The organism is Pseudomonas sp. IT-P171 (genome assembly GCF_949767765.1).
Classification (GTDB): Bacteria; Pseudomonadota; Gammaproteobacteria; order Pseudomonadales; family Pseudomonadaceae; genus Aquipseudomonas; species Aquipseudomonas fluorescens_B.
Genome location: NZ_CATKQN010000055.1, coordinates 404,240 through 431,168, shown reverse-complemented (window position 1 = coordinate 431,168; position 26,929 = coordinate 404,240). Strand labels below are relative to the sequence as shown.

The 26,929-nt window shown below is 58.4% G+C and carries 32 protein-coding genes; 19 read left to right on the top strand and 13 right to left on the bottom strand.

Annotated features, from left to right (window positions below; all coding sequences use genetic code 11):
- Window positions 1-268: 268 nt before the first annotated feature.
- Together ACM6I5_RS24265 and ACM6I5_RS24260 are read right to left on the bottom strand one after the other, a co-directional pair.
- Complete coding sequence (locus ACM6I5_RS24265; RefSeq protein WP_017335810.1) at window positions 269-1,489, bottom strand: CaiB/BaiF CoA transferase family protein; 1,221 nt, start codon at window positions 1,487-1,489, stop codon at window positions 269-271.
- A 13-nt stretch (window positions 1,490-1,502) separates the two neighbouring features.
- Window positions 1,503-2,684, bottom strand: a complete 1,182-nt coding sequence (locus tag ACM6I5_RS24260) for an acyl-CoA dehydrogenase (RefSeq protein ID WP_017335809.1) — start codon at window positions 2,682-2,684, stop codon at window positions 1,503-1,505.
- Window positions 2,685-2,841: 157 nt separating this feature from the next.
- Here ACM6I5_RS24260 and ACM6I5_RS24255 point away from each other — a divergent pair, with 157 nt between their 5' ends.
- The 11 genes from ACM6I5_RS24255 to ACM6I5_RS24205 all read left to right on the top strand — a co-directional run bounded on the left by ACM6I5_RS24255 (window position 2,842) and on the right by ACM6I5_RS24205 (window position 12,932).
- Window positions 2,842-3,741 (top strand): LysR family transcriptional regulator, encoded by a 900-nt coding sequence (locus tag ACM6I5_RS24255; RefSeq protein ID WP_017335808.1) that lies wholly within the window; start codon window positions 2,842-2,844, stop codon window positions 3,739-3,741.
- Window positions 3,742-4,176: 435 nt separating this feature from the next.
- Complete coding sequence (locus ACM6I5_RS24250; protein WP_017335807.1) at window positions 4,177-5,298, top strand: Re/Si-specific NAD(P)(+) transhydrogenase subunit alpha; 1,122 nt, start codon at window positions 4,177-4,179, stop codon at window positions 5,296-5,298.
- 15 nt (window positions 5,299-5,313) lie between these two features.
- Window positions 5,314-5,637, top strand: coding sequence for an NAD(P) transhydrogenase subunit alpha (locus tag ACM6I5_RS24245; RefSeq protein ID WP_017335806.1), 324 nt, complete (start codon window positions 5,314-5,316; stop codon window positions 5,635-5,637).
- Entirely contained in the window at window positions 5,637-7,070 is a 1,434-nt protein-coding gene (locus tag ACM6I5_RS24240) for an NAD(P)(+) transhydrogenase (Re/Si-specific) subunit beta (protein WP_017335805.1), read from the top strand. The genes ACM6I5_RS24245 and ACM6I5_RS24240 overlap by 1 nt, the downstream gene beginning before the upstream one ends.
- A 180-nt stretch (window positions 7,071-7,250) precedes the next feature.
- Entirely contained in the window at window positions 7,251-8,744 is a 1,494-nt protein-coding gene (locus tag ACM6I5_RS24235) for an acetyl-CoA hydrolase/transferase family protein (RefSeq protein WP_017335804.1), read from the top strand.
- 319 nt (window positions 8,745-9,063) lie between these two features.
- A complete protein-coding gene (locus ACM6I5_RS24230; RefSeq protein WP_007947887.1) occupies window positions 9,064-9,279 on the top strand; it encodes a DUF1127 domain-containing protein in 216 nt (71 codons plus the stop codon).
- 258 nt (window positions 9,280-9,537) lie between these two features.
- Window positions 9,538-9,747 carry a DUF1127 domain-containing protein gene (locus ACM6I5_RS24225; RefSeq protein ID WP_017335803.1) on the top strand — a complete coding sequence of 70 codons (210 nt, stop codon included), beginning with the start codon at window positions 9,538-9,540 and terminating at the stop codon, window positions 9,745-9,747.
- A gap of 145 nt (window positions 9,748-9,892) precedes the next feature.
- Window positions 9,893-10,210, top strand: coding sequence for a DUF2388 domain-containing protein (locus ACM6I5_RS24220; protein ID WP_017335802.1), 318 nt, complete (start codon window positions 9,893-9,895; stop codon window positions 10,208-10,210).
- A 107-nt stretch (window positions 10,211-10,317) separates the two neighbouring features.
- The gene (locus ACM6I5_RS24215) at window positions 10,318-10,626 is read left to right on the top strand and encodes a DUF2388 domain-containing protein (RefSeq protein ID WP_017335801.1); all 309 of its coding nucleotides are present in this window, start codon (window positions 10,318-10,320) and stop codon (window positions 10,624-10,626) included.
- A 27-nt stretch (window positions 10,627-10,653) separates the two neighbouring features.
- Window positions 10,654-10,974 carry a DUF2388 domain-containing protein gene (locus ACM6I5_RS24210; RefSeq protein WP_017335800.1) on the top strand — a complete coding sequence of 107 codons (321 nt, stop codon included), beginning with the start codon at window positions 10,654-10,656 and terminating at the stop codon, window positions 10,972-10,974.
- Complete coding sequence (locus tag ACM6I5_RS24205) at window positions 10,971-12,932, top strand: DUF4105 domain-containing protein (RefSeq protein ID WP_017335799.1); 1,962 nt, start codon at window positions 10,971-10,973, stop codon at window positions 12,930-12,932. The genes ACM6I5_RS24210 and ACM6I5_RS24205 overlap by 4 nt, the downstream gene beginning before the upstream one ends.
- Window positions 12,933-13,045: 113 nt before the next feature.
- On the opposite strand, the gene ACM6I5_RS24200 is transcribed toward ACM6I5_RS24205, so the two are convergent.
- The 3 genes from ACM6I5_RS24200 to trpB form a co-directional block, all read right to left on the bottom strand.
- On the bottom strand, window positions 13,046-13,489 hold the full coding sequence (locus ACM6I5_RS24200) for an anti-virulence regulator CigR family protein (protein ID WP_017335798.1): 444 nt from the start codon (window positions 13,487-13,489) through the stop codon (window positions 13,046-13,048).
- A gap of 121 nt (window positions 13,490-13,610) precedes the next feature.
- Window positions 13,611-14,423 carry a tryptophan synthase subunit alpha gene (gene trpA / locus ACM6I5_RS24195; protein WP_414880270.1) on the bottom strand — a complete coding sequence of 271 codons (813 nt, stop codon included), beginning with the start codon at window positions 14,421-14,423 and terminating at the stop codon, window positions 13,611-13,613.
- A complete protein-coding gene (trpB, locus tag ACM6I5_RS24190; protein WP_017335796.1) occupies window positions 14,423-15,643 on the bottom strand; it encodes a tryptophan synthase subunit beta in 1,221 nt (406 codons plus the stop codon). The genes trpA and trpB overlap by 1 nt, the downstream gene beginning before the upstream one ends.
- A 112-nt stretch (window positions 15,644-15,755) precedes the next feature.
- Here trpB and ACM6I5_RS24185 point away from each other — a divergent pair, with 112 nt between their 5' ends.
- Window positions 15,756-16,649, top strand: coding sequence for a LysR family transcriptional regulator (locus tag ACM6I5_RS24185; protein ID WP_017335795.1), 894 nt, complete (start codon window positions 15,756-15,758; stop codon window positions 16,647-16,649).
- Here ACM6I5_RS24185 and ACM6I5_RS24180 read toward each other — a convergent pair.
- Window positions 16,646-16,972: a DUF883 family protein gene (locus ACM6I5_RS24180; protein ID WP_008027738.1), complete on the bottom strand. Its 327-nt coding sequence runs from the start codon at window positions 16,970-16,972 to the stop codon at window positions 16,646-16,648. The two genes, ACM6I5_RS24185 and ACM6I5_RS24180, sit on opposite strands and share 4 nt — an antisense overlap.
- A 158-nt stretch (window positions 16,973-17,130) precedes the next feature.
- Here ACM6I5_RS24180 and ACM6I5_RS24175 point away from each other — a divergent pair, with 158 nt between their 5' ends.
- On the top strand, window positions 17,131-17,346 hold the full coding sequence (locus ACM6I5_RS24175) for a dodecin (protein WP_010465710.1): 216 nt from the start codon (window positions 17,131-17,133) through the stop codon (window positions 17,344-17,346).
- Window positions 17,347-17,468: 122 nt separating this feature from the next.
- On the top strand, window positions 17,469-17,690 hold the full coding sequence (locus ACM6I5_RS24170) for a DUF1161 domain-containing protein (RefSeq protein ID WP_017335794.1): 222 nt from the start codon (window positions 17,469-17,471) through the stop codon (window positions 17,688-17,690).
- 67 nt (window positions 17,691-17,757) lie between these two features.
- Here the strand turns inward: ACM6I5_RS24170 and ACM6I5_RS24165 are convergent, their stop codons facing one another.
- A complete protein-coding gene (locus ACM6I5_RS24165) occupies window positions 17,758-18,759 on the bottom strand; it encodes an LLM class flavin-dependent oxidoreductase (RefSeq protein WP_008027732.1) in 1,002 nt (333 codons plus the stop codon).
- A 244-nt stretch (window positions 18,760-19,003) separates the two neighbouring features.
- Between ACM6I5_RS24165 and ACM6I5_RS24160 the strand changes: the two genes are divergently transcribed.
- A complete protein-coding gene (locus tag ACM6I5_RS24160) occupies window positions 19,004-19,435 on the top strand; it encodes an OsmC family protein (RefSeq protein ID WP_008152515.1) in 432 nt (143 codons plus the stop codon).
- 149 nt (window positions 19,436-19,584) lie between these two features.
- Window positions 19,585-19,824 carry a DUF1161 domain-containing protein gene (locus ACM6I5_RS24155; RefSeq protein ID WP_017341793.1) on the top strand — a complete coding sequence of 80 codons (240 nt, stop codon included), beginning with the start codon at window positions 19,585-19,587 and terminating at the stop codon, window positions 19,822-19,824.
- Between the two features lie 6 nt (window positions 19,825-19,830).
- Here the strand turns inward: ACM6I5_RS24155 and ACM6I5_RS24150 are convergent, their stop codons facing one another.
- Together ACM6I5_RS24150 and ACM6I5_RS24145 are read right to left on the bottom strand one after the other, a co-directional pair.
- Window positions 19,831-20,253: a hypothetical protein gene (locus ACM6I5_RS24150; RefSeq protein ID WP_414880274.1), complete on the bottom strand. Its 423-nt coding sequence runs from the start codon at window positions 20,251-20,253 to the stop codon at window positions 19,831-19,833.
- A gap of 40 nt (window positions 20,254-20,293) precedes the next feature.
- A complete protein-coding gene (locus ACM6I5_RS24145) occupies window positions 20,294-20,716 on the bottom strand; it encodes a hypothetical protein (protein WP_017341791.1) in 423 nt (140 codons plus the stop codon).
- Between the two features lie 60 nt (window positions 20,717-20,776).
- On the opposite strand from ACM6I5_RS24145, the gene ACM6I5_RS24140 reads away from it, so the two are divergent.
- On the top strand, window positions 20,777-21,853 hold the full coding sequence (locus ACM6I5_RS24140) for an aminopeptidase (RefSeq protein ID WP_414884842.1): 1,077 nt from the start codon (window positions 20,777-20,779) through the stop codon (window positions 21,851-21,853).
- Window positions 21,854-21,971: 118 nt separating this feature from the next.
- On the opposite strand, the gene ACM6I5_RS24135 is transcribed toward ACM6I5_RS24140, so the two are convergent.
- Both ACM6I5_RS24135 and ACM6I5_RS24130 read right to left on the bottom strand, forming a co-directional pair.
- Window positions 21,972-22,622, bottom strand: coding sequence for an HAD family hydrolase (locus tag ACM6I5_RS24135; RefSeq protein ID WP_414884841.1), 651 nt, complete (start codon window positions 22,620-22,622; stop codon window positions 21,972-21,974).
- A 27-nt stretch (window positions 22,623-22,649) separates the two neighbouring features.
- Window positions 22,650-23,195: a gamma carbonic anhydrase family protein gene (locus tag ACM6I5_RS24130; RefSeq protein ID WP_017341788.1), complete on the bottom strand. Its 546-nt coding sequence runs from the start codon at window positions 23,193-23,195 to the stop codon at window positions 22,650-22,652.
- An 89-nt stretch (window positions 23,196-23,284) separates the two neighbouring features.
- Between ACM6I5_RS24130 and prlC the strand changes: the two genes are divergently transcribed.
- Window positions 23,285-25,336 carry an oligopeptidase A gene (gene prlC, locus ACM6I5_RS24125; RefSeq protein WP_414884840.1) on the top strand — a complete coding sequence of 684 codons (2,052 nt, stop codon included), beginning with the start codon at window positions 23,285-23,287 and terminating at the stop codon, window positions 25,334-25,336.
- Window positions 25,333-25,620, top strand: a complete 288-nt coding sequence (locus tag ACM6I5_RS24120) for a YheV family putative zinc ribbon protein (protein WP_017341786.1) — start codon at window positions 25,333-25,335, stop codon at window positions 25,618-25,620. The genes prlC and ACM6I5_RS24120 overlap by 4 nt, the downstream gene beginning before the upstream one ends.
- 45 nt (window positions 25,621-25,665) lie before the next feature.
- On the opposite strand, the gene ACM6I5_RS24115 is transcribed toward ACM6I5_RS24120, so the two are convergent.
- Together ACM6I5_RS24115 and ACM6I5_RS24110 are read right to left on the bottom strand one after the other, a co-directional pair.
- Window positions 25,666-26,307, bottom strand: a complete 642-nt coding sequence (locus ACM6I5_RS24115; RefSeq protein WP_031319209.1) for a tyrosine-protein phosphatase — start codon at window positions 26,305-26,307, stop codon at window positions 25,666-25,668.
- 203 nt (window positions 26,308-26,510) lie between these two features.
- Window positions 26,511-26,813, bottom strand: a complete 303-nt coding sequence (locus ACM6I5_RS24110) for a hypothetical protein (protein WP_031319208.1) — start codon at window positions 26,811-26,813, stop codon at window positions 26,511-26,513.
- Window positions 26,814-26,929 lie beyond the last annotated feature (116 nt).

Here is a 26,929-nt window from a genome sequence, read left to right as displayed (position 1 = left end):
GTCAATCAAGCGACAACACACTGCCTGACCAACTCCTTCTGGGCTTCGATGAACCGAAGCAACTCGCTGTCGAAAACTGCGTAACTCTTTGTTTGCCAAGGAGTTTTCCGTTTCGACTGCGCCGGAAGTGGGGCGAATTATAGACTTCCAGAATCTGCCGTCAACCCCTGACTTGGCTTTTCTATCAATAACTTGCAGAAAGCCAGAAAACAGACTGTTTTCCTCTATATAGGAGAGGGAAACCACTCCCTCTATATAGAAGAAATCTTCAGAGCACCCCGGCTTCTTTGAAAGCAGCTACCGCGCCAGCGTCCAGACCCAACACTCGCAGCAATACCTCCGACGTATGCTCACCCAGCAAAGGAGGAGCATTGCGGTACTCCACCGGCGTCTCGGACAGGCGAATCGGGCTTGCCACCTGCGGCACCATCCCTGCCAAGGAATGAGGCAGCTCGATCGCCAAACCGCGTGCTTTTACCTGAGGGTCGGCAAACACCTGCGCCAGATCATTGATCGGGCCACACGGCACGCCAGCCTGCTCCAGCTGCGACACCCACTCAGCCGTAGTCTTGAACACCGTAGCCTGGCGGATCAACGGAATCAGCACCGCCCGATTGGCGACCCGCAACGTATTGGTCGCAAAGCGCGGATCATCCGCCCACTGCGGCTGCCCGGCCACTTCAGCAAATTTGCGGAACTGCCCATCATTACCCACAGTGAGGATAAAATCGCCGTCTGCCGTAGGAAAGTCCTGATAGGGCACGATGTTTGGATGCGCATTACCCAGCCGCTTCGGCGCGTTGCCCGTCGTCAGGTAATTCATCGCCTGGTTAGCCAGACAAGCCACCTGAACATCCAGCAGTGCCATATCAATATGCTGGCCGCCGCCGTCATGATCCCTGTGAGCCAGTGCCGCAAGGATTGCCACAGTCGAGTAGAGCCCGGTCAGAATATCCGTCAGCGCCACGCCGACTTTCACCGGCCCCGCCCCCTCATCTCCTTCCGGCCGACCTGTAAGGCTCATCAGGCCGCCCAAGCCCTGGATCATGAAGTCATAACCCGCGCGCTTGGCATATGGGCCGGTCTGACCAAACCCCGTGATCGAGCAGTAAATCAGATTCGGGTTCGCTGCCCTGAGCGACTCATAGTCCAGCCCATAAGCCGCCAGACCACCGACCTTGAAGTTCTCGATCAGGATGTCCGACTTGGCCGCCAGCTCACGCACCAGCTTCTGCCCCTCCGGGCGCGTAAAGTCGATGGTTACGGATTGCTTGTTGCGATTGGCCGACAAGTAATAGGCGGCCTCGCTGGTGTTCTCGCCATAGGCGTCTTTAAGAAACGGAGGGCCCCAGGCGCGCGTATCATCGCCATTACCGGGACGCTCGACCTTGATCACCTCGGCGCCGAGGTCCGCCAGAATCTGCCCGGACCAGGGCCCGGCCAGCACCCGCGATAAATCCAGTACCCGTAGATGCGAAAGCGCGCCCATGGCCGTTCTCCTATTAATAGAACGCCTGGAGGCCGGTCTGCGCACGACCGAGGATCAGCGCGTGGACGTCATGCGTACCCTCATAGGTATTCACCACTTCCAGGTTGACCAGGTGACGGGCCACGCCGAATTCGTCGGAGATGCCGTTACCACCCAGCATGTCCCGCGCCATCCGGGCAATGTCCAGGGACTTGCCGCAGGAGTTGCGCTTCATCATCGAAGTGATCTCCACCGCAGCCGTACCTTCATCTTTCATGCGACCCAGACGCAGGCAGCCTTGCAGCGCCATGGTGATCTCTGTCTGCATGTCGGCCAGCTTCTTCTGGATCAGCTGAGTAGCGGCCAACGGGCGACCGAATTGCTGACGATCCAGGGTGTACTGGCGCGCGGTGTGCCAGCAGAATTCCGCAGCACCCAGGGCGCCCCAGGAAATGCCGTAACGCGCAGAATTGAGGCAAGTGAAAGGGCCTTTCAAGCCACGGACGTCAGGGAAAATGTTCTCTTCAGGGACAAACACGTTGTCCATGACGATCTCGCCCGTGATGGACGCACGCAAGCCGACCTTGCCGTGGATCGCCGGAGCGCTCAGGCCTTTCCAGCCTTTTTCCAGAACGAAGCCACGGATGTCGCCCGCGTCGTCCTTGCCCCAGACCACGAACACGTCGGCGATCGGGCTGTTGGTGATCCACATCTTGCTGCCGGTCAGGCTGTAGCCGCCTTCCACTTTGCGTGCACGAGTAATCATCGAGCCGGGGTCGGAACCATGGTCAGGCTCGGTCAGGCCGAAGCAACCGATCCATTCACCCGTTGCGAGTTTTGGCAGGTACTTCTGCTTTTGGGCTTCAGTACCGAATTCATTGATCGGCACCATCACCAAAGAGGACTGCACGCTCATCATCGAGCGATAACCCGAATCGACGCGCTCGACTTCTCGGGCGATCAAGCCGTAGCTGACGTAGTTCAGGCCGCTGCCGCCATACTGCTCAGGAATGGTTGCACCCAGCAGGCCGACTTCACCCATCTCGCGGAAGATTGCCGGATCGGTTTTCTCATGGCGGAATGCTTCAAGAACACGCGGCGCGAGCTTTTGCTGAGCGAATTGCTCGGCGGTGTCGCGGATCATGCGTTCTTCTTCGGTGAGCTGTTGATCCAGCAGCAGGGGATCAATCCAGTTGAAGCTAGCTTTACCGCCCATGAGTGTGTCCTCTCGTATCGGGTCAAATAACGTGGACTGATCCTAGGCCCGCTTCGGCGTCACCGCAAACGAGGATTTTGCATACTGTTGTGCTAATTTCTCACTCCGAAACGTCGCGAAGCAGCTTTAATGCGATGTATTAGTGAGGTTGACGTACATGCGCAGAAAGATTCCCAGCACCACGGCCCTGATCAGCTTTGAAGCGGCTGCACGCCACGAGAGTTTTACCAAGGCAGCCCAGGAACTTTCACTCACCCAAGGAGCGATTTGCCGACAGATCGCCAGCCTGGAGGAGTTCCTAGGCGTGGAATTGTTCCGACGCTCCCGACGTGGGGTCAAGCTGACGGAAGCAGGACTTTCCTACAGCCGCAGGGTCGCCACCCAGCTGGATGCCGTTGAGCGTGACACGTTGTCGGTCATGGGCCAGCAAGGTGCCAACGTGATCGAGCTGGCGGTTGTGCCGACCTTCGGCACCCAATGGCTGTTGCCAAGACTCAAGGACTTCCAGCAAAAACATCCGGAAGTGACGGTCAACCTCACTAACCGCACCCGCCCCTTCCTGTTTGCCGACACCGATTTCGATGCGGCGATCTATTTTGGTGATGCGGACTGGTCAGGCACTGAATCCCACAGGCTGATGGGCGAAAATCCGATGCCCGTGTGCAGCCCCACCCTACTGGGTAAAAAGACAAACCTTACCCCCACTGAAATTGCCGAACTGCCCCTGCTGCAACAAACCACCCGCCCCTACGCCTGGCGCCAATGGTTCAACTCGCAGAACCTTAATATCCCGCGAGACATGACAGGACCGCGCTACGAGCTATTCTCCATGCTTGCCCAAGCGGCGATGCACGACATGGGGATCGCCTTGATCCCGCCGTTCCTGATTCAGCGCGAACTGGCGGAGAAGCGACTGGTGATTGCGAACACACAGGCACTGTCCAGCATCAAGGCGTATTACTTGATGATTCCTGAGCGAAAGGTCGAATCGGCGTCCTTGAAGGCATTTCGCGACTGGCTAGTTAATCAGGCACAGAGCTACAGCCTAGAGGAATAAAGGCTTACCGGCATTAGCTGACCTCGTAGTCAGCAATTTCAAAGCCCTACAGATATAAGTTTTTGTCGCATATTCGCAGACTGTACCTAGAACCGGTACAAACGTCCCACAAGCGCCTGAAAACGTGGCCTTGAGCCGCTATTCAATGGCAATACCAACCCATTCACCGTGCCGATGTGTAAATTCTTGTATTTCGGCCAGAATCCTTACAAGGCACGGCCTGCAAGGGATTGAACCGGTTGGTTGCGACATTCGGTCACGGGGTGACTTGTAGTTAATTTTCCGTCACCCGTCATAATCCCTTGAAGGGCACAAAGTTCGCCTGCAAAATGCCGCGCCCCGCCCTGATTTGGCGGGATCGTGCTGATCGGCCGCCCCAGCTGCACCATCCGAAGTGCCTGGGTTTAATCAATAAGATCACGCAGGAGATTTGACGTGCACATTGGTGTTCCTCTCGAAACCCAGACGGGTGAAACACGGGTTGCTGCAACCCCGGAAACCATCAAGAAGCTGATCGGCCAAGGTCATAAGGTCACTGTGCAAAGCGGCGCCGGCATTAAGGCCAGTGTTGTCGACAGTGCTTATGAAGCGGCAGGCGCAATTATTGGCAGCGCCAACGATGCGTTTGGTGCCGAGCTGATTCTCAAGGTGGTCGCCCCCAGCGACAGCGAGCTGACGCTGATTAAAAGCGGCACCGTTGTGGTGGGCATGCTCAACCCGTTCAGCAATGAAACCATTGCCAAGCTGGCTGAGTGCGGCATTACCGCCTTCGCACTGGAAGCTGCGCCGCGCACCTCCCGCGCCCAGAGCCTGGATGTGCTGTCCTCACAGGCCAACATCGCCGGTTATAAATCCGTGTTGCTGGCCGCTCACCACTACCCACGCTTCATGCCGATGCTGATGACCGCTGCGGGCACCGTGAAAGCGGCGCGCGTGCTGATTCTCGGCGCGGGTGTAGCCGGCTTGCAGGCAATCGCTACGGCGAAACGTCTGGGTGCGGTGATCGAAGCGTCTGACGTGCGTCCTGCGGTTAAAGAGCAGATCGAATCCCTCGGCGCCAAGTTCGTCGACGTGCCTTACGAGACTGATGAAGAGCGTGAATGCGCCGTCGGTGTTGGCGGTTACGCACGCCCAATGCCTGCGAGCTGGATGCAGCGCCAGGCCCTGGCGGTGCACGAGCGCGCGAAACAGGCTGACATCGTCATCACCACCGCACTGATTCCGGGCCGCAAGGCACCGACGCTGTTGAGTGCGGAAACCGTGGCGCAAATGAAGCCAGGCTCCGTGGTCATCGACCTCGCCGCGGCCCAGGGCGGCAACTGCCCGCTGACCGTGGCGGATCAGGTGGTGGTCGAGAATGGCGTGACCATTTGCGGCCCGACCAACCTGGCCGGTGAAGTCGCGGCAGATGCTTCGGCACTGTATGCACGCAACCTGCTGGACTTCCTGAAGCTGGTCTTCAACAAAGAAGGCCAGTTCGAAGTGAACCTCGAAGACGACATCGTCGCCGCGTGCCTGATGTGCCGCGACGGCCAAGTCATCCGCAAAAACGCCTAAGCAGGGATTCAGACGATGGAAGAGCTTATCTCCCCCGGTATCTACAACCTGATCATCTTCGTGCTGGCGATTTATGTCGGTTATCACGTGGTCTGGAACGTTACGCCTGCACTGCACACGCCATTGATGGCCGTGACCAACGCCATCTCGGCGATCGTGATCGTCGGCGCCATGCTGGCAGCGGCGCTGACCGTCACGCCTCTGGGCAAGACCATGGGCACCCTGGCGGTGGCTCTGGCAGCGGTGAACGTTTTTGGTGGCTTCCTGGTGACTCGCCGGATGCTTGAGATGTTCAAGAAGAAAGCCCCGAAAGCGGTAAAAGAAGAGGCGTCCAAGTAATGAGCATGAACCTTGTAACGACGCTCTACTTGATCGCGTCCATCTGCTTCATCCAGGCCTTGAAAGGCCTGTCGCACCCGACCACGTCACGGCGCGGCAATCTGTACGGCATGCTCGGCATGGCATTGGCGATCCTCACCACCGTGGGTCTCATCTATAAGCTGGGCGCAGAGCTTGCCACCGCCGGCATCGGTTACGTCATCGTCGGCCTGCTGGTCGGCGGCACGGCCGGTTCGATCATGGCCAAGCGCGTTGAAATGACCAAGATGCCGGAACTGGTCGCCTTCATGCACAGCATGATCGGGATGGCCGCGGTATTCATCGCCATCGCGGCGGTGGTCGAGCCGCAATCGCTGGGCATCGTCAAGCAACTGGGCGATGCGATTCCTGCCGGTAACCGCCTGGAGCTGTTCCTCGGCGCGGCCATCGGTGCAATCACCTTCTCCGGTTCGGTGATCGCGTTCGGCAAGCTCTCGGGCAAGTACAAGTTCCGTCTGTTCCAAGGCGCACCAGTACAGTTCAGCGGCCAACACAAGCTGAACTTGCTGCTGGGTCTGGCAACGCTCGCACTGGGCATCACCTTCATGATGACCGGCAACCTCGGCGCTTTCGCGTTGATGCTGGCCCTGGCCTTCGTGATGGGCGTGCTGATCATCATCCCGATCGGCGGCGCAGACATGCCGGTGGTGGTATCGATGCTTAACAGCTATTCCGGCTGGGCAGCAGCGGGGATCGGTTTCTCGCTGAACAACTCGATGCTGATCATCGCCGGCTCGCTGGTGGGTTCGTCCGGTGCGATCCTCTCGTACATCATGTGCAAGGCGATGAACCGCTCCTTCTTTAATGTGCTGCTCGGTGGTTTCGGCAACACAGCCGAAGCCGGTCCTGCAGGCGCCAAGGAAGCCCGTCCGGTGAAATCCGGCTCGGCTGACGATGCGACCTTCCTGCTGACCAACGCCGATACGGTGATCATCGTTCCGGGCTACGGCCTGGCGGTAGCGCGGGCACAGCACGCACTGAAAGAACTGACCGAGAAGTTGACCCACCGCGGCGTGACCGTGAAGTACGCGATTCACCCGGTGGCCGGTCGGATGCCTGGCCACATGAACGTCTTGCTGGCCGAGGCCGAAGTGCCTTATGACCAGGTGTTCGAGATGGAGGACATCAACTCCGAGTTCGGTCAGGCCGACGTGGTGCTGGTGCTCGGCGCGAACGACGTGGTCAACCCGGCCGCGAAGAACGATCCGAAATCGCCGATTGCCGGCATGCCGATTCTTGAAGCGTTCAAAGCCAAGACCATCATCGTCAACAAGCGTTCGATGGCCAGCGGTTATGCCGGCCTGGACAACGAACTGTTCTACCTCGACAAAACCATGATGGTATTCGGCGACGCCAAAAAGGTCATCGAAGACATGGTCAAAGCCGTCGAGTAAAACCTGCTCCAACGCAATACCCAAAACCTCAGCCTTTAGTAGGCTGGGGTTTTTTTATTCCCCGTGAAACCCGACCAAAGGCTCTAAATCAGGGCTCGGCATTCGACCATGGTAGCGGGACGGATTTTTTTCAAGCCACTAGACTGCACACCTTGCTTCCGTTACCCGAGATAACAACCCATGTACCGTGATCGTATTCGCTTGCCTTCGTTGTTGGATAAGGTGATGAGCGCCGCCGATGCTGCCGCTCTGATTGAGGACGGCATGACCGTCGGCATGAGTGGTTTCACTCGCGCCGGTGAAGCCAAGGCCGTGCCTCACGCATTGGCCGAACGCGCCAAAGTCACCCCGCTGAAAATCACATTGATGACCGGTGCCAGCCTGGGCAACGACCTCGATAAACAGCTCACCGAAGCCGGCGTTCTGTCGCGACGCATGCCATTCCAGGTCGATAGCACTTTGCGCAAGGCAATCAACGCCGGCGAAGTCATGTTCATCGACCAGCACCTCTCGGAAACCGTGGAGCAATTGCGCAACCAGCAGCTGAAGCTGCCGGACATCGCCGTCATCGAGGCCGTGGCAATCACCGAGCAAGGCCACATCGTACCGACCACTTCCGTGGGCAACTCGGCCAGTTTCGCGATTTTTGCCAAACACGTGATCGTCGAGATCAACCTGGCGCACAACCCGAACCTCGAGGGTTTGCACGACATCTATATACCGACGTACCGCCCGACCCGTACGCCGATTCCATTAGTGAAGGTCGACGATCGTATTGGCAGCACCGCCATTCCGATCCCGCCGGAAAAGATCGTCGCGATCGTGATCACCAACCAGTCCGACTCGCCTTCGACCGTGCTGCCACCGGACGTCGACACTCAGGCCATTGCCGACCACCTGATCGACTTCTTCAAGCAGGAAGTGGCGGCCGGGCGAATGACCAACAAACTCGGCCCACTGCAGGCCGGCATTGGCACCATCGCCAACTCCGTGATGTGCGGCCTGATCGACTCGCCGTTCGAAGACCTGACCATGTACTCCGAAGTGTTGCAGGACTCGACCTTCGACCTGATCGACGCCGGCAAGCTGAGTTTTGCCTCAGGCAGTTCGATCACCTTGTCGAGCCGTCGTAATGCCGATGTGTTCGGTAACCTGGAGCGCTACAAGGACAAGCTGGTCCTGCGTCCGCAGGAAATTTCCAACCACCCGGAAGTGGTGCGCCGGCTCGGGATCATTGGCATCAACACCGCGCTGGAGTTTGATCTGTACGGCAACGTCAACTCCACCCACGTCTGTGGCACACGGATGATGAACGGCATTGGCGGTTCGGGCGACTTCGCGCGCAACGCGCATCTGGCGATCTTCGTGACCAAGTCGATCGCCAAGGGCGGCGCGATCTCCAGCGTGGTGCCAATGGTCAGCCATGTCGATCACACAGAGCATGACGTCGACATCCTCGTAACCGAGGTGGGTCTGGCGGACTTGCGTGGCTTGGCCCCAAGGGAACGGGCTCGCGTCATCATCGATAATTGCGTGCACCCGGACTATCGCCAAGCCCTGAATGATTACTTCACCGCCGCCTGTGCACTTGGCGGACACACCCCGCATATCCTGCGTGACGCACTGAGCTGGCACATGAATCTGGAAGAAACCGGGCGGATGCTCGCCGTGTAATTGATACAGATAGCGGCTGACGCAAACACAGTTTCGTCAGCTTGCTACTGTCAGGCAGATAAGTGTTTAAAACTGTACTGCTGTACCGGTCATTTCCTACCGTAATTGCCTACCTTTCCGACCACAATCCCAATAAATGCACCATATAAGTGCAGATAGGTACAGTTGCCTCAATTTTGACCAGTACACCACTCTTTAACAGTTAACTGGTCCCTCACAATACAGGTGAACTGTATCTAGAGAGACTGGCCAAACGAGAGGATCATTGGCATCAGTTAAACCACTACCTAATCCCGCCACAAGCGGAAGGATGAAAACCATGGAACGTACACTCAGTTCCGATCTGTTCTTCGAAGACACCGCTGCAAAAACCCAGGCTTCCATGCCTCTTCGCGTTATCGCCAACCTGATGCTGTGGCAGCGCCGCATCTCCAGCCGCCACCAACTGGCCCGTCTGGATTCGCGTCTGCTGGCTGACGCCGGGATTAGCGAAGCACAACGCTACGAAGAGCTGAGCAAGCCGTTCTGGCGCTAAGTTAGCGTCGCTGGCTCTGATCCTTAAGATCAACCGCCAGCACCCGAATTGAACAAACAAAACCCGTCGTGGGAAACCGCGACGGGTTTTGTCGTTTTTGGGCCGGAAAATCCCCCCAAACAATAACCCTACCTTTCAACAGGTACAGTTAACACAACAATACAATTGAACCAGTACAATTTCACTTGAGTGTGTCTGTTCCGGGATATCCGGCGGGATCATCATGAAATCCCGACCTGCCCGCAAAAGGACTGCACCATGAATCATCTACTGGAACTTGCCGCTGACACCCCGCAATCGACGCCCCGATTTACCTGGACAAGAAGAATGTTCAGAAGCCTCGCCGACAGCATCGAGAGAGCCAGAACCCGGCGTTTACTGGCGCAACTCAATGGCAGGCAGCTGTCTGACCTGGGCATCAGTCATTCCGATCGTGTCAGGGAACTGGATAAACCGTTCTGGCGCTGAAGTCTCACCTGAACAGACGGGACTGTGCGAACCGCTGTCTACAGGCCTAATATCAATCCAGAACGTGGCGATGACTGCGCGACAGGCGTCTGACTCAACAGATACCGCGCCACCTCTCAATCGGTTCACCCAAAGGAGTTACACCATGTCCCGTCTTCGTCTGCTCAGCGCTGCAGCCCTGCTTGCCGTGGCTGCCAATTCCCACGCCACCAGCTTCATCGTCACCACCGATGCTGTCGTCGGTGCACTCAAGGCCACGTCCGACGCCACTTCCGATGTCACGTCGTCCTTTCGGGATGACAAGATCGTCCGTGCCGCCCGCGATGACGCGGCCAGTTTTGTCGCCAGCGAAGGCGCCATTCGCGGCGTGAAACTGGAAAGCGCACTCGACCACATTCGCCATCAGGCGCCGGGGTTGAATGCAACGGATGCTCAACTGGCTCAGGCTATTCTGACGATCTAAAACGTCATTTCCTCTTGGGACACGCCCAACGTGTCCCAATGTTTCGACGCTGGCTCTAAACCGGGCGTTGCGCTAGCCTTTGGACTCGCTTTCAACTGTCGAGTCCCATGCGTTTTCCTACACATCTACTGATTACACCGGTTTTCATGGCGGCCTGCTGGGCAGGCACGGCCCATGCCTTTGACCTGACGACACAGGGTCTCGTGGCCACAGGCTACGCCACCAGCATGGTGACCTCCGCCCCTTTCGACCGTAAGCTGCTGCTGGCCGCCCGGGATGACGCCGCGTCATTCATTGCCAGTGACGGCCAATTGCGAGGAGCACAACTGGAATCCGCGTTGGTTTACCTGCGTCGGGTCCAGCCAAAACTTCATGCAAGCGATCTTGAACTGGCACAGGCTATTCTCGTCCAATAGTTATCCTTGTTCCTCCGGAGTCGTTCCATGCGTAGCCCGCTGATTGTCGCCACCCTTGGCCTGCTGTTATTGGCCGATCTGGCCCAGGCGCACACCCTGGTAGCCACCAGTAACATCATCATCAACGCCACCCAGCGAACACTCGATTTCACGTCCGACACCACGACGTCGATCCGTGATTCGAAAATCGTTCGTGAAGCCCACGACGATGCAGCCAGTTTCGTCGCCAGTGAGGGTGAAATCCGTGGTGCGCACCTTGAAGCGGCCTTCAACACATTGCGCACCCGCGTACCGGAAGCCCGGGACGCCAGTGACCAGGTACTCGCCGAAGCCATCCTCGCACTGTGAGGTCGATAAGTGCCTGGCTCCTGGCCGGGGTCGTGTTGCTGCTCGGCAATACGGCCCAGGCCGGCCTGCAATTACATCTCAAGACAGAAGGTTTGAGCCCTGCGGAACAACAGGCCAGCCAGGCGCTGCTTGATGAAGCCATGCAGGCGCTACCGCCGCGGTTCATCGAACAACTCGACCGGCGCATCGACGTCGGCTGGACCGATGACATGCCGAGCAACGCCTACGGCCAGGCATCGCTGGTATCCGAGCTCGACCTCAACCGCAACCTGCTTGCCAGCCTCACCGATGGCAGCGCTGCAACCAAAAAGACTTATCGTCCTCACGGCACCGTCCGCCGCGAAATGCTGGCCACGGTGCTGCACGAACTTACCCACATCTATGACCGCTCGCGTTTTTGGCCAGCTGCCGAACGCACGCTGATCCAACGCTGCACCCGACGTAACAACAGTTCCGGACTGGTCGGCATTCCGGATGAATGCCGTGGCCAATCTTCCCGACGCTTTACCCTTAGCGATGACCCGCGTCTGCTCGACCTCGCGGGCTGGCCGCAATACGTCGGCCGTCGCGGCGAACGCGAACAGAACAATCGACAGATCGCCCGCAGCCCGGATATTTACGAAACGAGCAGTCCCAAAGAGTTCGTCGCGGTCAACATGGAGTACTTCCTCCTCGACCCGAGCTACGCTTGTCGCCGTCCTGCGCTGTACCGCTACTACAAAGAACATTTCGGCTGGGCACCTGCCGCCAAAGATACTTGCGGCAAATCCTTCGCCTTCCTCAACGCCGGCAACGATTTCGCAAAACAACCCCTGGGCCAGGTCGACCCGGAACGGGTGTATGCCGTGGACTATCTGTTGGCCGAAGCCAACCAGAACTGGGTCAGCCGCTGGGGCCACAGCATGTTGCGCCTGGTGATCTGCGCACCGGGCCGGCCACGCGGGCCGGATTGCCGGCTGGATCTGGATCAGCACCTGGTGTTGTCCTACCGGGCCTTCGTGGGTGACGTACAGCTGTCGAGCTGGGACGGATTGGTCGGCAAATACCCGTCGCGCCTGTTCGTCCTGCCGCTGGCCCAAGTGATCGACGAGTACACCAAGACCGAATTGCGCAGCCTCGCCTCGGTGCCGCTGAATTTGTCGCGCAACGAGATTGAAGACGTGGTGGAACACGCCGCCGAGATGCACTGGAGCTACGACGGCAATTACTTCTTCCTGTCCAACAACTGTGCGGTGGAAGGCCTGAAGTTGCTACGCAGCGGTACCAACAACGCGAAGCTGGTCGGGCTGGACAACATCATGCCCAACGGCTTGCTGGAAGTGCTCAAGGGACGCGGACTGGCGGATACCAGCGTGCTGGATGATCCTCGCGAAGCGCTGCGGCTTGGTTATCGCTTCGACTCTTTCCGTGATCGTTATCAAGCGATGTTCGAAGTGCTGAAGAAGCACTTGCCGATCAAACAGGACAAGGTCGAAGACTGGCTGGCATTGAAGGCCGAAGAGCGCCGCAAATGGATTGATCAGGCTGACCTGCGCACCAGCGCGGCGTTGCTGTTGCTGGAGCAGGCCGCGTTCCGACAACAACTGGTGCTGGCTCAGGACGAAGTGAAACAACGCTACCTGGGCGCTAGGGAGTTGAAGAACGGCGGCATGGACAAAGCCAACGCGACGTTGCAGCAGATCCTCGCCAACAGCGGCTTTCTCAGCCGGCCGGCAGAGCTGCTCGGCACTGGCGGTTATGGATTGCCGCAGCCCAGCGAATGGCAACGCCTGGAGTCGGAAAGCAGCCTGCGGCAGAAACAGCTTCAGGCATTGACCGGCGATCTGGACAAAGAAGTGAGAGCGTTGCTCGAACCGAGCCGAGCCGCAGAGATGGCCGCCAACGAAGCCAACCTGAAACAGGTTGGCGAACATTTGCGGAAACTGCATAAAGCATCGGGTGGGTTGGAGTTGCCGTGAACTTCAAAAGATCTCATCCTTCGGCAGCTCCTACACGGGATTGCGATCCTGTGTAGGAGCTGCCAAAGGCTGCGATCTTTTTTGGCATTACGCAAAAGCGCGTCCCTCCAGCACTACAAAACCCCTTCCAGAATTTCATAGACGATGCCGGTACCCACCGCGATCAGCACAATGTCGCCACCCGCGCGCCGCCATTCGTAACCCGGGTAATACGGCAGTCGGCTCAACGCGCGATGATCCAGACGCTCTCCGTAATAACCGCGCGGCAAAGGCCGACCACGTACGAGATGAATGCCGGGAGGCGGCGGCGCGCCGCGTACGAAATAGCCATGATTGTCACGGATCGTCTGACGCACCGGGCCAAAGTCCCGTGGCGGAGGGCCGCCGCGATGGTTGTCCTGCGGGCCGCGATGATCATCGCCGTGGTTGTCGTAATGGCCTTGTTGCTGGCCGCCGCGGTCGTGATCGTCGCGCTGATCGGCGCTGGCGTGCAGCAAAGGGGTGGCACTGAGCATCAGTACGCCCAGGCTGGCAATCAGACGTTTCGGCATTTTCATCAGGTCTTTCCTCACTGCACCTACAGCAAAAAGGGCTTCAGAACGTAGTCCTGAAGCCCTCGGTCTTGCTGTTTAGTCTGTGCCGCGAGGCTCTAATTCCTCTGTATCAGGAACTTTACCTTCAGCTGACGCGGGCCTTACGCACGCCATCGGCCAGCGCCGAGCAAAGACTCAACACGCCATCAATCGCCTGTTCTGGCGTCGATGCATTAGCGATGTGATCGATCAACGCCGAACCCACCACGACACCGTCGGCCAGACGCGCGATAGACGCCGCTTGCTCGGGTGTACGAATACCGAAACCGATGCTGATCGGCAGATCAGTGTGGCGACGCAGACGCGCAACCGCTTCTTCAACGTGCTCCAGCGTCGCCGCGCCGGCACCGGTCACACCGGCCACAGACACGTAGTAGACGAAACCGGAGCTGCCGTTCAGGACTGTCGGCAGGCGTACATCGTCGGTTGTCGGGGTGGTCAGACGAATGAAGTCCAGACCAGCAGCCTGGGCGGGGTCGCACAGTTCACCGTTATGCTCGGGCGGCAGGTCGACCACGATCAGACCATCCACGCCGGCCTCTTTGGCGTCAGCGATGAAACGTGGCACGCCGTACATGTGGATCGGGTTGAAGTAACCCATCAGCACCAGTGGCGTATCACTGTTGCCTTCACGGAACTCGCGCACCATTTGCAGGGTTTTCGCCAGGTTCTGTTTGGCACCCAGGGCACGAATGTTGGCCAGCTGGATCGCCGGGCCGTCGGCCATAGGATCGGTGAAGGGCATGCCCAGCTCGATCACGTCGGCGCCAGCACCGGGCAAGCCTTTGAGGATCGCCAGGGACGTGTCATAGCTCGGGTCGCCAGCGGTGACGAAGGTCACCAGGGCGGCGCGGTTTTGTTCCTTGAGTTCGGCAAAACGCGTTTGCAGGCGGCTCATCAGTGTTTCTCCTGCTTTGATTGTTCCATGTGGTGCATCACGGTTTGCATGTCTTTATCGCCACGGCCGGACAGGTTGACCACCATCAGGTGATCTTTAGGCAGGGTCGGTGCACGTTTGAACACTTCGGCCAAGGCATGGGCGCTTTCCAGTGCCGGAATAATCCCTTCAAGACGGCAGCATTTATGGAATGCGTCGAGGGCCTCGTGATCGGTCACTGAGGTGTATTGAACGCGACCGATGTCATGCAACCAGGCGTGTTCCGGGCCGATGCCTGGATAGTCGAGGCCGGCGGAGATCGAATGCGCATCGATGATCTGGCCGTCGTCATCCTGCAGCAGGAAGGTACGGTTGCCGTGCAGTACGCCCGGTACGCCGCCATTCAGGCTGGCCGCGTGCTTGCCGGTTTCGATACCGTAACCGGCCGCTTCGACACCGATGATCTCGACGCTCTTGTCATCAAGGAACGGGTGGAACAGGCCCATGGCGTTGGAGCCACCGCCGATGCACGCCACCAGGCTGTCCGGCAGACGGCCTTCCTGGGCTTGCAGTTGATCACGGGTTTCCTTGCCGATAACGGACTGGAAGTCGCGGACCATGGCTGGGTAAGGGTGCGGACCGGCCACGGTGCCGATCAGGTAAAAAGTGCTGTCGACGTTGGTCACCCAGTCACGCAGCGCTTCGTTCATCGCATCTTTCAGGGTGCCGGTGCCGGCGACCACCGGAATCACTTCGGCGCCCAGCAGTTTCATGCGGAATACGTTGGCTTGCTGGCGCTCGATGTCGGTGGTGCCCATGTAGATCACGCAGTCGAGGCCAAAACGCGCGGCCACGGTGGCGGTCGCCACGCCGTGCATGCCGGCGCCGGTTTCGGCGATGATGCGTTTCTTGCCCATGCGCCGGGCCAGCAGGATCTGCCCGATGCAGTTGTTGATCTTGTGCGCGCCAGTGTGGTTCAGCTCTTCACGCTTCAGATAAATCTTCGCGCCACCGCAGAACTCGGTCAGGCGTTCGGCGTAATACAGCGGGCTCGGACGTCCGACGTAGTCGCGCTGGAAGTAGGCCAATTCCTCTTTGAATGCCGGATCTTCCTTGGCCGCTTCATATTCGCGAGCCAGATCGAGGATCAACGGCATCAGGGTTTCGGCGACGTAGCGGCCACCGAACGAGCCGAACAGGCCGTTGGCGTCGGGGCCGTTGCGCAGATTAGTCTGGGTCATGGGTCGCTCCAGTTGAATGCGTGAGATGACAATGGAGTCAACTCTACCCCTGACGCCTCAGCCTGAAAACCGATAAGATCGCCACAACCTGTCAGGAAAACTCACAGATCCCATGAGCCACGATCTTCCCCCGCTGAACGCGCTTCGCGCATTCGAAGCCACTGCCCGCCTGAACAGCGTCAGTCAGGCTGCCGAGCAACTGCACGTCACCCATGGCGCAGTCAGCCGACAATTGAAAGTGCTGGAAGCGCATCTCGGCGTGAGTCTGTTCATCAAGGATGGTCGCGGCCTTAAACTCACAGATGCCGGTGTGCGCTTACGCGATGCAAGCGCTGAAGCCTTCGAGCGATTGCGCACGGTCTGCGCTGAACTGACCCAAAGCACCGCCGACGCCCCGTTCGTGCTCGGCTGTTCGGGAAGTCTGCTCGCGCGCTGGTTTATCCCGCGGTTGGGCCGGTTGAATGCTGATCTACCGGACTTGCGCCTGCACCTGTCTGCCGGAGAAGGCGATCTCGATCCCCGTCGTCCGGGGCTGGACGCTTTGCTGGTGTTCGCCGAGCCGCCATGGCCTGCGGACATGCAGGTTTACGAATTGGCCAGCGAACGCATCGGCCCGGTCATGAGTCCACGCTTCGCCGGTTACGAACGGCTTCAACAGGCGCCGGCCAGCGCATTGCTGAGCGAGCCGTTGCTGCACACCACTTCACGCCCGCAGGCATGGCCAAGCTGGGCGCAGCAAAGCGGCCTCGACGGCAAAGCGTTGAAGTACGGGCAGGGTTTCGAGCATTTGTATTATTTGCTGGAGGCGGCAGTGGCCGGGCTGGGCGTGGCGATTGCCCCTGAACCGCTGGTGGCCGAAGACTTGAAGGCCGGTCGCCTGGTTGCGCCCTGGGGCTTCAGTGAAACCCCGGCGCAACTGGCGTTGTGGCTACCCAAGCGCGCCGCGGACGGACGCGCTCGGCAACTGGCGCAGTGGCTCAAAAACGAACTGCGCCAAGCAGATTAATCGCCGCGTTTGCACAGCAGGTAAGCCGCGAGCAGACCCAGCGCACCCACAGCGACACCGGCTGTAGTCCAAGGATGTTCCTGGGCGTAGTCCCGAGTGGCAATCCCGGTTTCACGGGTTTTGACTTTGACTTCTTCGTACGCATCGCTGAGCAGATGACGCGAATGCTTCAGGGCGCTCTCGGCGTTGGCTTTCAAGGCCTTGAGGGTTTTACGCGACTCGTCCGAGGCGTCGTCCTTCAGGTTTTCCAAAGACTTCAGCAGACTCTCGATCTCGGCTTCCATGCTTTGCAATGAGGCTTTACGTAAAGAGGTGTTGGCCATGGTGGCTCTCCTGCATTGGTGATGAGTGGCGTGTGTTGGTTGGGACTCCAGGGGTTCGAGAAAGTGCAGTAAATCTGAACTTCTGCGTGGAAGTAGCCGACAGAAGTAATAGGAAAAATCACTGCTAGGCTGTATTTCATACCCCAAGGAGAACGCCCATGACTGACCATCACACTTACAAGAAAGTCGAGCTTGTCGGCTCATCCACCAGCAGCATTGAAGACGCCATCAACAACGCGCTGGCCGAAGCCAACAAGAGCATCAAGCACCTGGAATGGTTTGAAGTGACCGAAACCCGCGGGCACATCAAGGACGGCAAGGCTGCACACTTCCAGGTAACGCTCAAAGTCGGGTTCCGGATTGCCAGCAGCTGAGTTTGAGCGAGTCTTCTGAACTTGCGCGCTGGCCGAGTGCCATACGGAATGGCAAAGCGCTACATGAGTGCATCCGGCTGATGGCTGGATGCTCCCTTTGATCCGACCAGAGAGTGCGACCGATGAAGATGTTTATGTTGGCGGTAGGTTTGTTGAGCCTCGCGGGTACAGCGTTTGCTGACGGCAAGCCATGTGAAGAGCTGAAAGCCGAAATTGCAGCGAAGCTCGATGCCCAAGGCGTTTCTGGCTACTCACTGGAAATCGTTGATAAAGGCACGTCCACTGACGGAAAAGTCGTCGGCACCTGTGAGAAAGGTTCCAAGGAAATCGTCTACAAGCGGTAGATGGATTCCGTCGATAACGAAAAAAGCCGACGCGATTGCGTCGGCTTTTTTGTGCGCTGCTTGCGTGTCAGCCTTTCATGACCTGCGCCAGCAGCTCGTAGGAATGCACGCGATCGGCATGTTCGTACAGGTCGCAGGTAAAAATCAGCTCGTCCGCCTGGGTCTGCTCAATCAACACGTCCAGTTTGGCGCGGATTTTCTGCGGGCTGCCGACCATCGCCAGCCCCAGGAAATCATGGACCGCGTCTTTCTCATGGGGCAGCCACAGGCCGTCCATGGTTTTCACCGGCGGACGTTGCACCAGGCTTTGGCCACGCATCAGTGCGAGGATGCGCTGATAGACCGACGTTGCCAGATATTCGGCCTGCTCGTCGGTGTCAGCCGCTACCAGCGGAACACCCAGCATCACATAAGGCTTATCCAATACCGCCGAAGGCTTGAAGTGATTGCGATAGACCCGAATCGCCTCATGCATGAAACGCGGTGCGAAATGGGAAGCGAAGGCGTAGGGCAAACCGCGCTCACCCGCCAGCTGTGCACTGAACAAGCTTGAGCCCAGCAACCAGACCGGGACATTGGTGCCCGTGCCCGGCATAGCAATGATCCGTTGATCCGGTGTGCGTGGGCCGAGGTAACGCACCAGCTCCGCCACATCTTCAGGGAAATCGTCCGCACTGCCGGAGCGCTCACGGCGCAAGGCGCGGGCGGTCATCTGATCGGAACCGGGGGCGCGGCCCAGACCGAGGTCGATCCGGCCCGGATACAGGCTTTCGAGCGTGCCGAACTGCTCGGCAATCACCAGCGGCGCGTGGTTGGGCAACATCACGCCACCGGAGCCGACCCGAATGGTGGACGTGCCGCCGGCCAGATACCCAAGCAGCACCGAGGTCGCCGAACTGGCGATGCCATCCATGTTGTGGTGCTCGGCGACCCAGAAACGGTTGTAGCCGAATTTTTCGACGTGCTGCGCCAGGTCCAGAGAGTTACGCAGGGACTGGGCTGCGCTGCCATTCTCGCGCACGGGCACAAGGTCAAGGGTCGAGAATTTGATGTCGGACAGTCGTTTCATAAACCTGCTTCTCCAAATTGAGGACGCAGGTTTTTTCTTGTAAACGAAAACCTGCCGAATCCATAAGCGTGTTTCATGCAATGAGGGCATATACCCGAGTTTCAATAGCCAAGGCAAAAAATCCTACGTAAACGGTAGGATTTATGAGATCAGGTGAACTTTGCACCACCGTCTATCCTCAGAACCCTAGCAACCGAAAACCACGAAGGCGCGACGCTTCGCGCTGGATCCTGAGGAGGCAGACATGGCTATTACCAAGAAAGCATCGGCGCATTGGGAAGGTGATCTGAAAACCGGCATCGGCTCGATTTCCACGGAAACCGGTGTTCTCAGAGAAGCGCCCTACGGCTTCAAGGCTCGTTTCGAGGGCGGCAAGGGCACTAATCCGGAAGAGCTGATCGGCGCGGCCCACGCCGGTTGTTTCTCCATGGCATTTTCTATGATTCTCGGCGATGCCGGTCTCAAGGCTGACAGCATCGATACCAATGCCGAGGTCACGCTGGACCAAGTGGACGGCGGGTTCGCGATCACGGCGGTGAAATTGATCCTCAAGGCGAAAATTCCTGGCGCGACCCAGGCGCAGTTCGAGGAGCTGAGCAATAAAGCCAAAGAAGGCTGCCCGGTGTCCAAAGTGCTGAATGCGAAGATCAGTCTGGATGCCACACTGGTCAGCTAGATCCGCGTTGTCGCGATAAGTGATCGCAGCCTTCGACAGGCTGCGATTTTTTTGCGCTGAAACAAAACCCGGCTGGCGTGACTGTGGTCGAATAAATGACAGCAGCGAAAACGCATCAACCTGCGTGCTGCCTCAAAGGAGCTTCAACCATGAAACGTTTTGCCTTGGCAATTATCTGCGGTGTGCTTACGACCTCAGCGTTTGCAGCGCCCAAAGATTGCGAAGAACTCAAGAATGAGATCGAAGTGAAGATTCAGGCGAATGCCGTGCCCTCCTACACGCTGGAAATCGTGTCGAAGGAAGAAGCCGACAAGCATGACGCCGCGATGGTCGTCGGCACGTGCGACTACGGTAGAAAAGCCATCATCTACCAGAAAAACGAGCGCTGATACGCTTCACATGAGGCAATAGGACTCTCGGTCTTCAGCGACGATTTCGCGCTTGGCGTTATACAACCGAGCGCCGGGCGTGAACGCTATCGAGCGGCCTTCCAGCACATAACGCTGGCCTGCTTCGAAATGCTCGTAGTGGATGGTCAGGTAGCACAACCGCTCCGAAGGACCATTCATCACACCCAAGCCCCCGCCACCGGGCACTTCAAAGTCGAAACGAACGACCAGTTCATGGCTGCCGGGCGTCACCTGGAAGAAACGCCCATCGCGCAATCGCTGCTTGTCCAGTCGCTCCGCCATCAGCAACTTATCGTTGGGGAATGGCGTCGAGAATTCGACCCACGCCATCTGTGGATTGACCGCCGGCAACGGGCTCTGGCAACCGGCGATGGCGCCTGCCGCGAGCAATAGCAACAACCTGCGCATGATGAATGTCCAGAGGATTGGTCATTCAGCATAGCGCTGATCAAGTGCGTTGGCAGCCTGCCGGTGTGCCCTGGCCTATCACTTTTCGCTGTTGGTCGTAGAGCTTGGCCCACGGCCGAAAACCGATATTCCCTGCTTGCAGCTGATATTTCTCACCCGCATGGAAGCCGTTGAATTTCACATTCAGCTGGCAATCGCGCCACAGCGGCTCGGCGTCAGGCCCGATGTTGCTCGGCTCGACCGGGAATTGATAACGCACCGTCAACTCATGGCTGCCGGGTTGCACCTCAAAATAGCGCTTGTCGGTGGAGGCCTTGTCATCGACTTCCAGCGCTTGCAGCGCGGTGTCTTGTTGCTGCGTATGGAGATCGATCCACGCTTGAGCGGGATCAGGGTGGGGTAATCCGAATCCTGCACAGCCTGTCAGCATCAACAGGCCTCCCGTCAGCATCATCTTGCGCATAGCGGAGCTCCAGTCAGGCGGGATAGTCTTGCGGGCAGACTCTCCAGGGATGATTTTATTTTGATCAGGCCGCTTCCAAGCCTTGGGTTACTTGATCGCGTTTTGCGCGTTTTGTTTCCGGGTGTGTTGTTTTTGTTGCTCAACGGCTGCGCCAGCTTCAGCTATTACGGCCAATTGGCCAGTGGTCAGCTGCAATTGCTGCGGGCTCGGGAACCGGTTACCGAGGTGATTGCCGACCCTGCTCGCGATCAGAAGCTGCGTGCGCATCTGGCCCAGTCGCAAAAGGCAAGAACGTTCGCCAGCCAGCATCTGCATCTGCCGGATAACCAGAGCTACCGCTTGTACGCTGACATTGGCCGACCGTTCGTAGTCTGGAACGTGTTCGCCACGCCGGAATTTTCCCTCACACCGCAAAACCATTGTTTCCCCATCGCCGGTTGCGTGGCCTATCGCGGCTATTACAGCCAGAGCGCGGCCCGTGGCGAGGCAGCATTGCTGCGACTGCAAGATATGGACGTATCGATCGGCGGTGTCGAGGCCTATTCGACGCTCGGCTGGTTCAACGATCCGATCATCAGTTCGATGATGGGTTGGGGCGATGAGCGGTTGGCGACCTTGATCTTCCATGAGTTGGCGCATCAGCGTTTTTATGTGAAGGACGACACCGAGTTCAACGAGTCTTTCGCCACGTTCGTGGAACAGGAAGGCACTCGGCAGTGGCGTGCCCATCGCGGGTTGGCGCCGGACAATGGCGCCCTGGCGCAGCGGCGGGATCAGTTTATTCAGTTGGTGCTGGACACTCGTACGCGGCTTGAACAGCTATACGCACAGCCGCTGGCCAGCGAGCTGATGCGTCAACGCAAAGCAGCCGAGTTCGAGCGGTTGCGCACCGAATACCGGCAGTTACGCGATAGCCAATGGACGGGTGACAAACGCTACGACGCCTGGATCAACGCACCGATGAACAACGCCCGGTTGTTACCGTTTGGTTTGTACGACCAATGGGTACCGGCGTTTGCGGCGTTGTTCAGGCAAGTGGATGGGGATTGGGTGAAGTTTTATGCAGCGGTAGAGAAGCTGGGTGCATTGCCCGTTGGTGAGCGTAAGACAGCGCTAAAAAAACTGACGGGCAAGTAATTCTGTGGCGAGGGAGCTTGCTCCCGTTCGGCGGCGAAGCCGTCGCAGTGGCGTTCTTGCCGATCCTGGGGCCGCTACGCGACCCAACGGGCGCAAGCACCCTCGCCACATTTGAGTGTCAGTGCCGCAAAAACGCCTGATGCATCTCATCCAGCGTTTCAAAGTGATACGTCGGCGCTTCTGCGCTCAACTCTTCCCGGCTGCCAAAACCATAACCCACCGCCGCGGCATCCAGTCCGTTGCTGCGCGCGCCGATGAGGTCGTGTTTGCGATCGCCGATCATCAGGGTGTTCGCCGGGTCCAGGTTTTCTTCGGCCATCAGGTGGGCAATCAGCTCGACCTTGTTGGTCCGCGTGCCATCCAGTTCGCTGCCGTAAATGACTTTGAAGTGTTTGGCGAAGTCGAAGTGCCGGGCGATTTCCCGGGCGAAGACCCACGGCTTGGAGGTCGCGATGTACAGCTGGCGCCCTTGCCCTCCGAGGGTTTCCAGCAGCGGCGTAACGCCATCGAATACGCGGTTTTCATACAGGCCGGTAACCTTGAAGCGCTCGCGATAGAAATTCACCGCCTCCCAGGCTTTGGGTTCGTCGAAGTCGTAGAACTGCATGAACGCCTGCAACAACGGCGGGCCGATGAAATGTTCGAGTCGGGTCAGGTCGGGCTCGTCAATTCCCAGCTTGCTCAGGGCGAACTGGATTGAGCGGGTGATGCCCTCGCGCGGATCGGTCAGGGTGCCATCGAGGTCGAACAAAATGGTTTGGTAATGCATGTTGAATCCTGAATATGGGCGTCGAGGTCAGATCTGGTCGTAGCCTTCAGCCAGATGCAGATCCTTGAGCTTCACGTAATTCGCCGCGCTGTAGGTGAAAAAGGCTCGTTCCTTGTCAGTCAGCGGACGGATCTGTTTCACCGGGCTGCCGACATACAGAAAGCCGCTGGACAGGCGTTTGCCCGGCGGAACCAGGCTGCCGGCGCCGATGATCACATCGTCTTCGACCACAGCGCCGTCCATGACGATGCTGCCCATGCCAATCAGCACCCGACTGCCCACGCTGCATCCGTGAAGCATGACTTTGTGCGCGATGGTCACGTCATCACCGATCAAACACGCAAAGCCATCAGGGTTGAACGGCCCGGCGTGGGTGATGTGCAGCACGCAGCCGTCCTGCACGCTGGTGCGTGCGCCAATACGGATGCGGTGCATGTCGCCACGGATCACCGTCAGCGGCCAAACGGAGCTGTCATCGCCGATTTCGACGTCGCCGATCACCACCGCCGAACTGTCGACAAAAGCGCCTTTGCCCAGCAGTGGCGTGTGGTTCTGATACTTGCGAAGGGTCACGATAGGGTTTCTCTCTGTTGCCGATAGCTGCGGTGAGCGTCGATTGTAATTAAGATGGCGGCATGTTTCTTCCAGCCAAGGTGCCAACCGTGAGCGTGAACAACCCTCTTCTGCAGTCCTACGACCTGCCTCCGTTCTCGGCGATCCGTGCCGAACACGTGCAACCGGCCATTGAACAGATCCTGGCTGACAACCGCGCCGCGATTATCGAGATCCTCAAAACCCAGGGCAAACAACCGACCTGGGCCGGCCTGGTGCTGGCGATGGACGAACTCAACGATCGTCTGGGCGCTGCCTGGAGCCCGGTCAGCCACCTGAATGCCGTGTGCAACAGCGCCGAATTGCGCGAAGCCTACGAATCCTGCCTGCCCGCCCTGAGTGCCTACTCTACCGAGCTGGGCCAGAACCGCGAATTGTTCGAGGCCTTCGAAGCCTTGGCCAGCAGCCCGGAAGCCGCCGGTTTCGACGTGGCGCAAAAAACTATCCTGGAACACTCCCTGCGTGACTTCCGTCTGTCGGGTATTGATCTGCCAGAAGCCGAGCAACAGCGTTACGCCCAAGTGCAAAGCAAATTGTCAGAGCTGGGCAGCCGCTTCTCCAACCAGCTGCTCGATGCGACCCAAGCCTGGACCAAGCACGTTACCGACGAAGCGGCCCTCGCCGGCCTAACCGATTCGGCCAAGGCGCAAATGGCCGCCGCTGCCCAGGCCAAGGGGCTGGAAGGATTCCTGATCACCCTGGAATTCCCGAGCTACTACGCGGTGATGACCTACGCACACGACCGAGCCCTGCGCGAAGAAGTCTACGCCGCCTACTGTACCCGTGCGTCGGACCAAGGCCCGAATGCCGGTCAGAACGATAACGGCCCGGTGATGGAAGAAATTCTCGACCTGCGTCAGGAGCTGGCAAAACTATTGGGCTTCGCCAGCTTCTCGGAGCTGAGCCTGGCCACCAAAATGGCCGAATCCAGCGATCAGGTACTGAGTTTCCTGCGCGACCTCGCCAAACGCAGCAAGCCGTTCGCCGTCCAGGATCTGGAACAGCTCAAGGCCTATGCTGCCGAACAAGGCTGCCCGGACCTGCAAAGCTGGGACAGCGGTTTCTACGGTGAAAAACTCCGCGAACAACGTTACAGCGTTGCACAGGAAGCCCTGCGCGCCTACTTCCCGATTGATAAAGTGTTGAGCGGTCTGTTCGCCATCGTTCAACGTCTGTACGGCATCGAAATCGCCGAGCAAAAAGGCTTCGACACCTGGCACCCGGACGTTCGCCTGTTCGAGATCAAGGAAAATGGCCAGCATGTCGGCCGCTTCTTCTTCGACCTTTACGCCCGCGCCAACAAGCGCGGCGGCGCCTGGATGGACGGCGCCCGCGACCGTCGCCGCACCGCTGAAGGCGCACTGCAAAACCCGGTGGCCAATCTGGTGTGCAACTTCACACCGGCCGACAGCGGCAAGCCTGCGTTGCTGACCCACGACGAAGTGACCACCCTGTTCCACGAATTCGGTCACGGCCTGCATCACCTGTTGACCCGCGTCGAACACGCGGGCGTCTCCGGCATCAACGGCGTGGCGTGGGATGCGGTCGAGCTGCCAAGTCAGTTCATGGAAAACTGGTGCTGGGAGCCGGAAGGCCTGGCGCTGATTTCCGGTCATTACGAAACCGGTGAGCCACTGCCCCAGGATCTGCTGGAAAAAATGCTCGCGGCGAAGAACTTCCAGTCCGGCCTGATGATGGTGCGCCAGCTGGAATTCTCGTTGTTCGACTTCGAACTGCATGCCACTCACGGCGATGGCCGCAGCGTGCTGCAAGTGCTCGAAGGCGTGCGCGACGAGGTCTCGGTCATGCGCCCGCCGGCTTACAATCGCTTCCCGAACAGCTTCGCCCACATCTTCGCTGGCGGCTACGCGGCGGGTTACTACAGCTACAAATGGGCAGAAGTGCTGTCCGCCGACGCGTTCTCGAAGTTCGAAGAGGACGGCGTGCTCAATGCCGAAACCGGTCGCGCCTTCCGCGAAGCGATCCTGGCCCGCGGCGGTTCTCAGGAACCGATGGTGCTGTTCGTCGACTTCCGTGGCCGTGCGCCGTCGATTGACGCACTCTTGCGCCACAGCGGCCTGAGTGAGGACGCAGCAGCATGAGTGAGGCGCCTGTGAAGACGAAAAAACGCTTCATCGCCGGGGCGGTCTGCCCGGCGTGCAGCGAGCCGGACAAGTTGATGATGTGGAACGAAGACGACGTCCCGCACCGCGAGTGCGTGGCCTGCGGGTATTCAGACACGTTGAATGAACAAGGCCTGTCCGTCCCCAAGGAATTGGGAACGCGGGTCAATGTTTCGGCGCTGAAGGTACCGGACGCCAAGGTTCAGGCCGTACAGTTTTTCCCGAACCCGAAGCTGAAGAAAAAGCCTGACGAACAGCACTGAGTCCAGTGATCACCTCCCACAGCGCAATGCCGTGGGAGGTGCTGTTTACTCGACATGGGCGGACTTGAACCAGTTTTTCATCGAACACGCAGCGAACGGGCTCGTGCTGCACTCCCCGTTGGCCAGCGCTGTGCGCAGTTTCTCGGCATCGGCCTGCATCATGTAACGAACACCGTCCCTGAAGTGTGTGCTGTCACCAAAGCCGCCCTGAGTCATCTCGCTCAGGGCGTCCTCCTTGCTCCATCCCTGCACGACCACCCGGTACATGGCGGCCATCAGGCCAGTACGGTCCGAGCCGTGTTTGCAATGCATCAGCACCGGGCCTTTGGCTTCGGCGCTCTGAATGGCACGAAGGGCCGTGAGGACTTGCGCATCATCCACGTGATTGGTGCGATAGGGCAGTTGCACCTGTTCGATACCGGGTGTGGCCAGCCAGCTTGAATCGGACTCGGGCAGGAAGTTGATCACCGTGGCGACCTTGAGTTTTGCCAACAAGGGAACGGCTCCGCGATCGGGTAATGCGCTGCGGTAGAGAGTCGGGGACATCTGGAAAAGGTTGTACTGAACCCCGACCGGTTGAGCCCACTCCGCAGGACGGGGCACGACTGTCTCGTCAGCGTGAGCAAACGTCAGGTTGAACAGGGCAACCAGCGACAAACACATCGCAGGAATAAGGCGTGGGGACATGCTTGACGACCGTATTGGGAGGCGGGGTGACGACGCCACAATGAGCGTCGAGCGGTCAAAGGTCCGTGAGCCATCTGTCAAAGAATCGTGAATCCGCTCCCTTTGAATTTGTGCTTTCCAACAATACCTGCGACGGCTGATTCAACTCGCACTTCACAACTAAACCTGCGCGGCACTCTCACAGGTTTAGTGAGTAACCAGGCTTACGGATTGACGATACTGGAATAAGCTTTGGCCAGAGCCAGCAGTTTTTCCTTGTCGTCGCTGTCGATATCGCCGTCACCGTCCACATCACTTTTTACTTTTTTGATATCGAACGAACGACCGCCATCAACTGAAGTTGCAGTCATATAGACAGAATCCACCAGGGCCTCGGTCTGCACTTCATTTTCGGCATCAAAACCCAATTCCATACGGGCAAGCTGTATTGAAACGAGCGTGTTTGGTTCCGAAGCACTTGGCTGCATAAGTTGTAAAAAGATACCGCGCTGATTAAAAATCGACATTAATGAAATCCATTTAATTAATTAAGACACGAAACTTCGTGCGAGACGGATACTACTTATTAATTTAGTCTCCAAGCTATTCGTCATATGTTTCCCGGAATGTCACCAGGTTGAAC